Annotated in this window: 4 protein-coding genes and 3 pseudogenes; 2 read left to right on the forward strand and 5 right to left on the reverse strand. The window is 44.2% G+C overall.

Annotation, left to right across the window (positions count from 1 at the left end):
• Window positions 1–9 precede the first annotated feature (9 nt).
• The 3 genes from B7360_RS14915 to B7360_RS14925 form a co-directional block, all read right to left on the reverse strand.
• On the reverse strand, window positions 10–1,011 hold the full coding sequence (locus B7360_RS14915; protein ID WP_085343882.1) for an HAD family phosphatase: 1,002 nt from the start codon (window positions 1,009–1,011) through the stop codon (window positions 10–12).
• Window positions 1,012–1,170: 159 nt separating this feature from the next.
• Window positions 1,171–2,253 (reverse strand): HEAT repeat domain-containing protein, encoded by a 1,083-nt coding sequence (locus B7360_RS14920; RefSeq protein ID WP_085343883.1) that lies wholly within the window; start codon window positions 2,251–2,253, stop codon window positions 1,171–1,173.
• Between the two features lie 40 nt (window positions 2,254–2,293).
• A complete protein-coding gene (locus tag B7360_RS14925; protein ID WP_085343884.1) occupies window positions 2,294–3,616 on the reverse strand; it encodes an anaerobic sulfatase maturase in 1,323 nt (440 codons plus the stop codon).
• Between the two features lie 177 nt (window positions 3,617–3,793).
• On the opposite strand from B7360_RS14925, the pseudogene B7360_RS14930 reads away from it, so the two are divergent.
• Window positions 3,794–4,580, forward strand: a pseudogene (locus B7360_RS14930) (formylglycine-generating enzyme family protein).
• Window positions 4,581–4,638: 58 nt separating this feature from the next.
• On the opposite strand, the gene B7360_RS14935 reads toward B7360_RS14930, so the two are convergent.
• Entirely contained in the window at window positions 4,639–6,960 is a 2,322-nt protein-coding gene (locus B7360_RS14935; protein ID WP_085343885.1) for a multiheme c-type cytochrome, read from the reverse strand.
• 393 nt (window positions 6,961–7,353) lie between these two features.
• On the opposite strand from B7360_RS14935, the pseudogene B7360_RS14940 reads away from it, so the two are divergent.
• A pseudogene (locus B7360_RS14940) lies at window positions 7,354–8,841 on the forward strand (arylsulfatase); the annotation flags it as partial.
• A gap of 5 nt (window positions 8,842–8,846) precedes the next feature.
• Here B7360_RS14940 and B7360_RS24600 read toward each other — a convergent pair.
• A pseudogene (locus tag B7360_RS24600) lies at window positions 8,847–8,933 on the reverse strand (IS5/IS1182 family transposase); the annotation flags it as partial.

The raw sequence follows: 8,933 nt of genomic DNA on the forward strand, positions 1-8,933 counted from the left end.
GCTGGGTCGCTATTTTTTCATCGCTTCTTTAAAAACTTGATTCCAATCTTGTTTCATATCGACAAACAGCCAACCTTGCTCTTCACCCACTTTAAATGATTTGTCTAATTTCCCCACGTGAGAGTCTTTATCATACGCCCATTCACGCTTGTCATCCGTGTGATGGATAACCGCTGAAAATCGTGGGCCAGACCCCGCTTTAGTCCACTCTAGCATTTGTAAGTCACCGTCAGAATTACCAAATGCCATCACCGGGCGCTTACCAATGAAGTTCTGGATCGTGACAGGCTTCACCGCTTTATCATTCACAAAATCAATTTCTGGCAAGCGTTGAATAGTTGGCTGTCCATCAACGACCTGATACTCCGCTTTTAATGTCGTCCCAACGATATTTTGCGTTGGGATCCCGTATACTTCTGGTGCCCAAACACGCATGAAATCAATACCACCTCCAGAAATTATATAGGTCTGGTAGTCATTTGCTCTCAAATAGTCGAGTAACTCAAGCATCGGTTGATAAACCATTTCAGTGTATGGCTTTCCTGTCGAAGGATGAACGGCCGTTTTCATCCACTCCTTCACTTCTTGATGGAACTGATCAGTCGACATTCCAGAGTGAGTCGCCATAACAAGCTGCATCACACCTTCAAGGCCTTGCTTGCCAACCCCCTCCAAGTCACCTTTTATTGCCGAAGCAAAAGGTTCTGTTGTTTTCCAATCAGGATGATCAGAGGACATCTCTTTCACTTTATCGATCGCAAAAAACAGCTGTAGATAAACGGGTTTTTCTGCCCACAGCGTCCCGTCATTATCAAACGTAGCGATCCTTTGGCTTTCAGGAATATAAGCGTCCGAGCCTTGAGTCGTCGTTTTAGTAACAAACGCCACAATAGCTTGCTTCGCACCGGTGTTGTTCCATGACGGCAGAGGATCTTGCACATCAGCAGCAATGCTATAGCTAGACAGAGCAAAACTTGTCGCAAGGACAATCACCTTTAACTTTATAGCCATTTTAATTCCTTATATTGAGGTACGGGATGCAAATCCAAATGAAAGTATAGTTCACGATTAACAAGCGCAATTCAGAGCAACATATGCAACGACACCAGAAAGTGACCTTGTAACTAGAAACGCACTTTAATTAAAGAAGCTTACTGATAAAGTGTTTAGTTAGCTGGCGTCAACCTGCTCTGAAGTACTTTGACGTCCCTTTTTCTGATTAAGCTCATCAATCACGTAATCCGGAGCCACTTTCTTAAGTTCCGCTAAACACTGTTCAGACTTGGGGTTATCGTACCGAATGTAGATATCACACACTGCATAAAGCTGCTCCGGCGCGCCAGAGATCAAATAAGCTTTTTCAAAAGCGTGCACAGATTTTTTAAGATTTAACTCTTCTTGCAGAACACCATTCAAGTACCAAAAATAACTGTTGTTCTTCGCCATATTAGCGGCCTTTTCAATTTCGCTAGCGGCATCATGCTTCTCACTAAGTCTTACTAGCGCCAACGACTTCGAGTAATGCAAAGCAGCGTTATCAGGAAAAAGTGTGATTGCTTCATCAAGTACTTTGATAGCTTGTCGATCTTTTTGTTGCGCTCGAAAATTGTCCGCATAGCTTAACCAGACTTGCGGGTTACTTGGCATCAGCTTGGTTAGCTCTGGATAAATCAATGCCGCTTTGTCCCACTCTCGATGCCAACGATATACATCGGCAAGGAGTAATCTAGAAACGTTGTCAGTTTTCTGCGACAAGTAGGATGTTAAATCAGTCACCGCGCCTTCGAGTGACTGTTGCTGCTCCGAACTTAAACTAGCGTAATCTCGAACCAAGTTTATCGCTGCGGTAATTCGAACCATTGCATCGTCATCACTTAGCAACGGGGAAACCAGACGCCAGCGATGCTCTATCATATAGGGTTGAGCTCCTACAATTGCCGCTTCACGAATTCCAGCATCTGCATCTTTCAAACCACGAGCAACGGCAACCAAAGCGTTTTGGCTGGGGTAGTTGGCCAGTTCACGTAAAGCATCAATACGCTTTTCTGAAGACAACTTTTTGTTTTGTGCATCATAAGACAACTTTTCGACTTGCTGTGCTGGCGTCATAGGTTCTTCTTGAGATGCTATCTCAACGGGTGAAACTTTATCTGAATTGAGCAGAGGTTTATCTTGAGCCCAAACGCCTTGGCTTAACGCTACACTCATCGTGAACGTTAAAAGTGACTTCGTAAAATGCGTTATCTTTTGCATTGATTAGACCTTACTTTTATAAAACTGGACCAGTTGAATCTTAGAACTTAGTGTCAAAAACAGGTTGATTAGACGCTTTCAGGTGCAAAGCCTTATCACTGTATTTGCCGTGTACCACAGGGTTGCCCATCGCCCGTAAAATGTACGCCATTGATTTGTCAACATGCGCAAAAAACTTCTTCCAACCTGCACATAGATAGTTAAGGCCAGGCTCACCTTTTCTGGTGCGAATAAAGCGGTTTTTAGGGCATTCTCCAAAACATGCAAACTGATAATCGCAATTAACACACTGCTGAGGCAGTGTACGACTTTTAGCAAACCCGAATTTCTGCTGGTCAGGGCTATAAGCGAGAGTATCGAGTTTTTCGTGGTGAATATTTCCGATCTTGTATTCCGGGTAAACATAGTGGTCACACGCAAAGACATCACCGTTTGGTTCCATTGCTAAACCTTTGCCACAGATTTCACCTAGCGTGCATAGTGGGTTTTTTCTTCCCATCCATGTTTCCAAACTCGCTTCAAAATACTGTACAAAAACGTTACCAATATCATGCACGACCCACTCATTGAATATCGCGATAAGGAAGTTACCCCATGCTTCATCCGCCACACAAAATGGCTCGACAACCGAATCCTTGTGGCCGGGAATCAGACGTTTATCACCTTGCATTAGTTGCTCATTGGGCTTCCAAGTTTGTGGCGCTATTATTCTGAAAGTTTTCTGCTCAACAATCGGAATAAACTGCATTTGAGGGGAACGTACTTCATCTCGTAAGAAGCGATACACTTCCAATGGGTTACGGCTGGTCAAGTTGTTCACACACGTGAGCGTTGCAAACTTCACTTCATGCTTATGTAATAGCTCAACGGCGTTCATCACTTGTTTAAATGTGCCTCTTCCCGCTCGATTTGTTCGGTAAGCGTTGTGCATCATCTCAGGGCCATCGATACTTAAACCGACAAGAAAGTGGTTCGCTTTTAGAAACTCGCACCACTCATCATTAAGAAGCGTGCCATTAGTCTGAAGATCATTAGAGATCATAATACCATGAGGGCGGTATTGATCTTGTAATTCAACAATTCTCTTGAAGTAATCCAACCCCAGCATGGTTGGCTCTCCACCTTGCCAAGAGAAGATAATTTCAGGTGTGTTCTGCCCTTCTATGTATTGGCGGATATAGCTCTCTAAGGTTTCGTCATCCATTATTGGCGAGCAGCCCTGCTTATATTCCAACAAATCTTGTTTGCTTAAGTAATAACAATAAGTGCAATCGATGTTGCAAGCAGCACCAATGGGCTTTGCCATCACATGTAAACGCTTAGATGCTTTTCCGTTGAACTGCGGCCCTTGAGTTATGTGCATTCATCACCTTCTTAGTTGCTAACCTGTCCCCAATGATGTCAAACCTAATCATCGAGTTAATCGCCTAGTGTGATGATAATGTTCAATTATTCTCGGCGCTTGTTATAGTGTGTATAACCGTTTGTTATGGTTTTGCTTGCTAGACTTTTTGACCAAAGTCGTTGATGGAGTTGCCGAATGAAGCATCCCAAAAGTAAAATTATTTCCTTTGTCCAGCCATATCGGTCACGCTGATAATTAATGGGTGTGCAACAACCCCACCAAACTCTCTCGCTCAGAAAATCGATCAAGATATGGTTCTTGTCGAAGGTGGCAGTTTACGATGGGCGCAGATAATCCATCAGCCAAAAAGTCAGAGGGCCCAGCTCGCACTGTTAACGTTGATGGATTCTATTTGTCAAAATTTGAGGTAACTCAATCGCTTTTTGAAGCTGTCACTGGCTCCTCTCTGAGCTACTTTCGAGATCCAAATACACCCGTCAATAATATTAGTTGGCAACAAGCCAATTATTTCATTAAGAAATTGAATGAAAAAACGGGAGAGCATTACCGTCTACCAACAGAAGCAGAATGGGAGTTTGCCGCTAAAGGCGGAATTTTAAGTAAAGGCTTCACTTTTTCTGGATCAAACAATATTGACGATGTGGCTTGGTATGCGAATAACTCGCACAATAAGGCTCATAAGGTAGGTCAAAAGCAACCAAACGAGCTCGGGTTGTACGATATGACAGGTAACGTAGGCGAGTTTGTGATTGATGCTTTTGACGAAGGTTATTACAAAACAGCGCCCAGTGATAATCCGGTAAACGCAAAAGAGGAAAAAGAAAGCCTTGCACACAAGTCTGTACGTGGCGGCAGCTTTGCTTATGACGCAGACGAATCTGAAAACTATCGCCGCGATTTTGCCAGCCAATCCGTCATTATGTCTGACATGGGCCTTAGACTAGCGAAAGACGTAGACTAAACTAAGTAGAGAAAGTGGCGCGATAAAGGCTCCACTTTTTACTATTGGTGTTTAATCTCTACAGATTCGTAACAGGTGCTTTCAGCTGATCAATAGCCTGCTTAGGAGCATAATTACTCAGCTCTTTTAGACACCTATCGAAAGCAAAAGCGACAGCGCCTTTTTTATGATTTCTCGCTAGAACTTCGCATTGAGCATATAAATGTTGAGGGTTCCCACCAACTTTAAACGCAGTCTGCAATGCCTTACTGGCTTCCAGAACGTCACTTTTTTCCAAAGCTAGACCATAAACATACCAGTAGTGAGCGTTAGTCTTTCCTAGTTCTGCGGCATGTTTAAGTAGAGCTTTGGCCTCATCTTCCTTGCCTTGGCGTAACAAAGAAAGACCGGCACTGTAAGGTAATGAGCTGGATTTAGGCTGAGCTTTCATCCCTTGTTGTAACACCCAGAGCGCAGCTTTTTCTTTCCCAAGGCGTCGATACAGGTCCGATAAATTCACGTAACTATTTTCGAAATAAGGCTCGATACTTATCGCTTCTTGGTATAACGCAATTGCCTTATCGATTTCGCCTAAGCTGCGGTATACATTTGCCAAATTGGTTCTACCAAAACCACGATCGGCGTTAAACTTTTGAATGTCCATGTACTCTTCAAGCGATGGTTGAATCCTATCTTTTTGTAACGGCGTCATTTGCGCATAGCTGGTCACTAATACCGAAGCCGCCTCCGCCCTCACTGAAAGTACGGGATCATCCAGCAGTGGTTCTAAAATTCGCCATCGATCATGAAACTCATAACCAGACGAGCCCGCGACTGCGCCGAGCCGAATCATTTCATTCTCATTTTTAACGGCCCTTGCGAGCGAAACAGTCGTATTTTGGTCAGTATTGCCGCCCATTCGCTCTAATGCAGAAGCTCGTATGATGTCTTTTAATGATGAATCCTGAGCAGAGTAAGCCAGAGCATTCGCCGCCCCTTTGTGCCCAATTGCATCGGCATAAAACGCGACAGCAAAGTGTTGTTGATTGCGGTATTGAGAGTGAGGAAACCATTCGGCTATCTGCGCATCCGCCCACTGGTTACTCTTATCCTCATGACAAGACGTACATACATTGGGCGTATCGATGTGTTTGCTCAAGTCAGGTCTAGGTACGTGCCAACTGTGGTCTCTACGAGGATCGACTTGCATATAAGTCGTTTCTGGCATGTGACAAGTCGTACATTGTGACGCTTTGGATCCCGCTTCATGGAAGGTGTGGTTTTCTGGGGTATATTCTGACGCAATATGACATTGTGAACATACCGCCTCTTCTGGGATGTTTAGCTTTGCCGAATGAGGATCGTGGCAATTGGTGCATGTTACGCCTTTTTCAGCCATTTCAGACTGAAGAAATGAACCGTAAACATAGTCTTCATCGTAAATTTGGCCATCGTGGTAGTAGAGTTCTGGAGTGATCAGGCTTAACCGATATTTATCGAAAAATGAGCCTTGAATGTGATCACCAGTCTCATTTAACTGCGTTCGACGGCTGTGACATTGTGCGCACGTCTGAACTTGATTTGTTTCTGCGATTGCTTTTGGTTGTAACGTTCTGTGGCCCTTCTCAAATACCCACTCGGTTACCGCTTTAGATAAATTTCGGTCAAAACCATAGTGACTATCTGTATCGAAAGAGCCTCCTGTAGATGCGGATTTTTTCGCCAACTCGATGTGTCCACTTGCAGGGCCATGACACGCTTCACAACCAACATTGATCTCGGACCAAGACGTGTTGTAGGTATTTTTGATTGCGTCATAGTTCTTCTTTACATTGGTCGAATGACAGTCTGCACACATGAAATTCCAATTTTGCCCAGTGCTAGTCCAGTAAAACTCATCTGTCGTTGCTGTCTCTGGATAAAGGTGAAACCAGCGCTGACCACCTTCCGATTTCGTCCTTGAATCCCACGCAAAAGGAATGAGCTGTACACGACCGTCTTCAAACTCCACCATATATTGCTGTAACGGTTCCCAACCAAATGTGTAGCTAATTTTATAATCATGCCATTGACCATCAGGGCCTTGAATATTGACCCAATACTCCTCGCCTCGTCTAAAAAAACGGTTGGGTTGCCCATCATGCGTCACTGTGCGGTTATCAAAATCACCTTGAACAGATTCTGAGTTTGCATGTTTCATTGCCATATCGTGATGAGAGCCCTTCCAAGCCTCCACCTCTTGTTGGTGACATTCCGTGCACGTTTGCGTGCCAACATATTCCAACCCAAGCTTCGTGGTATTTTGGGAACTCTCTATCACTGATGCCTGGGAAAAAAACGAACCACTCACCATGACGATACCCAGAAATAGACACCGAAACCGACCTGCCCACTGACTCATAACTATCCTTAGTATTTAGATGGTGCAACTTGAATCAATATAGTCGCTAACCCCTTGGTTATACAAATAATTAGAAGTGAAAGGCTTTCAAAATGAGTGCTCCATTCTTCGTCCCCCGATTAGGGAGTATCTCGGTGTTTTTGCTGAAACTTTATTCGTCTCACCAGCAACCTGCTCTGGTATTCATTAGTGACCCATCTCTATTTTTAAAACCTCCCCAAACCATCAGAATGACAAGTATTTTTCTTTAGAAACAAATAGTTAAATACCCTCAATAACTTATGGTTATAAAGAGTATAAGAGGATTTTTCTATACACATCATTAACTTATGCAGCACCTAAGCACAAGGTTTACTTGTGCTTCTCGTTACTCTCAACCATCTGGAGTTTTTTATGGCAAACCAATTGAGAAAAATCGCAGTAGGCGTCGGACTGTTAGCAACGTCCAGCGCAGCGATGGCGGCAGACAAACCCAACATACTCGCAATTTTCGGTGACGATGTCGGTTACTGGAACATCAGCGCATATAACCAAGGTATGATGCGTTACAAAACCCCTAACATCGATCGTATCGCGAACGAAGGTGCTTTGTTTACAGACCATTACGGCCAACAGTCTTGTACTGCGGGTCGAGCAGCATTCATTACTGGCGAAGAACCATTTCGCACTGGCTTGCTGACAATTGGTATGCCGGGTTCCGACCATGGGATTCCAGATTGGGCACCAACTATTGCTGACTTACTAAAAGACCAAGGTTATATGACAGCTCAGTTCGGTAAAAACCACTTGGGCGATCAAGATAAGCACCTACCTACCAATCATGGTTTTGATGAATTCTTTGGTAACTTGTACCACCTTAATGCAGAAGAAGAGCCCGAAACCTACTATTACCCTAAAGACCCAGAGTTCCGTAAAAACTATGGTCCTCGTGGTGTAATTAAATCTTATGCCGACGGTAAGATTGAAGATACTGGCCCAATGACGCGTAAACGCATGGAACACGCGGACGAAGAGTTCCTCGAAAGCACTTTATCGTTTATGGAGAAAGCTGTTAAAGCAGATAAGCCTTTCTTCATCTGGCATAACTCTACGCGCATGCACGTGTGGACCCGATTACAAGAAAAGTACCGAGGTAAATCCGGTGTTAGCATTTACGCTGATGGCATGTTAGAGCATGACGATCAAGTCGGCGTATTGCTCGACAAACTCGATGAGTTAGGCGTTGCTGACAACACCATCGTTATTTATACAACAGATAACGGCGCAGAGACCATGACTTGGCCTGATGGGGGCGCAACCCCATTCCACGGTGAGAAAGGCACGACTTGGGAAGGCGGTATGCGTGTGCCTCAACTTGTGCGTTGGCCAGGTGTCATTAAGCCAGGAACGAAAATCAACGAAATGATGGCTCATCAAGACTGGTTGCCAACATTGTTGGCGGCAGCTGGCGTTCCTGACGTGAAAGAAAAGCTTGCTGAAGGTTACAAAGCAAATGGTAAAGACTGGCGTGTCCATATAGACGGCTACAACTTCATGCCATACTTCGAGGGAAAAGAAGAGAAAGGACCACGTGAGTCTCTGCTCTACTTCACCTCAAATGGTGAACTAAACGCAGTACGCTGGAATGACTGGAAACTTCACTTTGCAACTCTGGAAGGAAACCTAAGCGACGCCGTGCGATCTGTACCAAACTGGCCTAAGATCATTCACTTACGTGCTGACCCATTTGAAAAAGGTCCTAGCGAGTCACAAATGTACCTACGTTGGATGGCAGACAACATGTGGTTGTTTGTACCAATTCAAGACGTTGTTGGCGACTTCTTTAAAACGTTACCTGAATACCCAATGCAACGCGGTACAACTATGAACCCTGCTTCTTTAAGAACCTATCCCAAAAGGGATTTATTCCAAACAATGAGGCCACAAGCAAAATGCAACATGGCCTCGTAGTTTTCGATTTTCTTTTCCCAACG

It is taken from the genome of Vibrio sp. ArtGut-C1, assembly GCF_002105475.1.
In the GTDB taxonomy this organism is placed as follows: Bacteria; Pseudomonadota; Gammaproteobacteria; order Enterobacterales; family Vibrionaceae; genus Vibrio; species Vibrio diabolicus.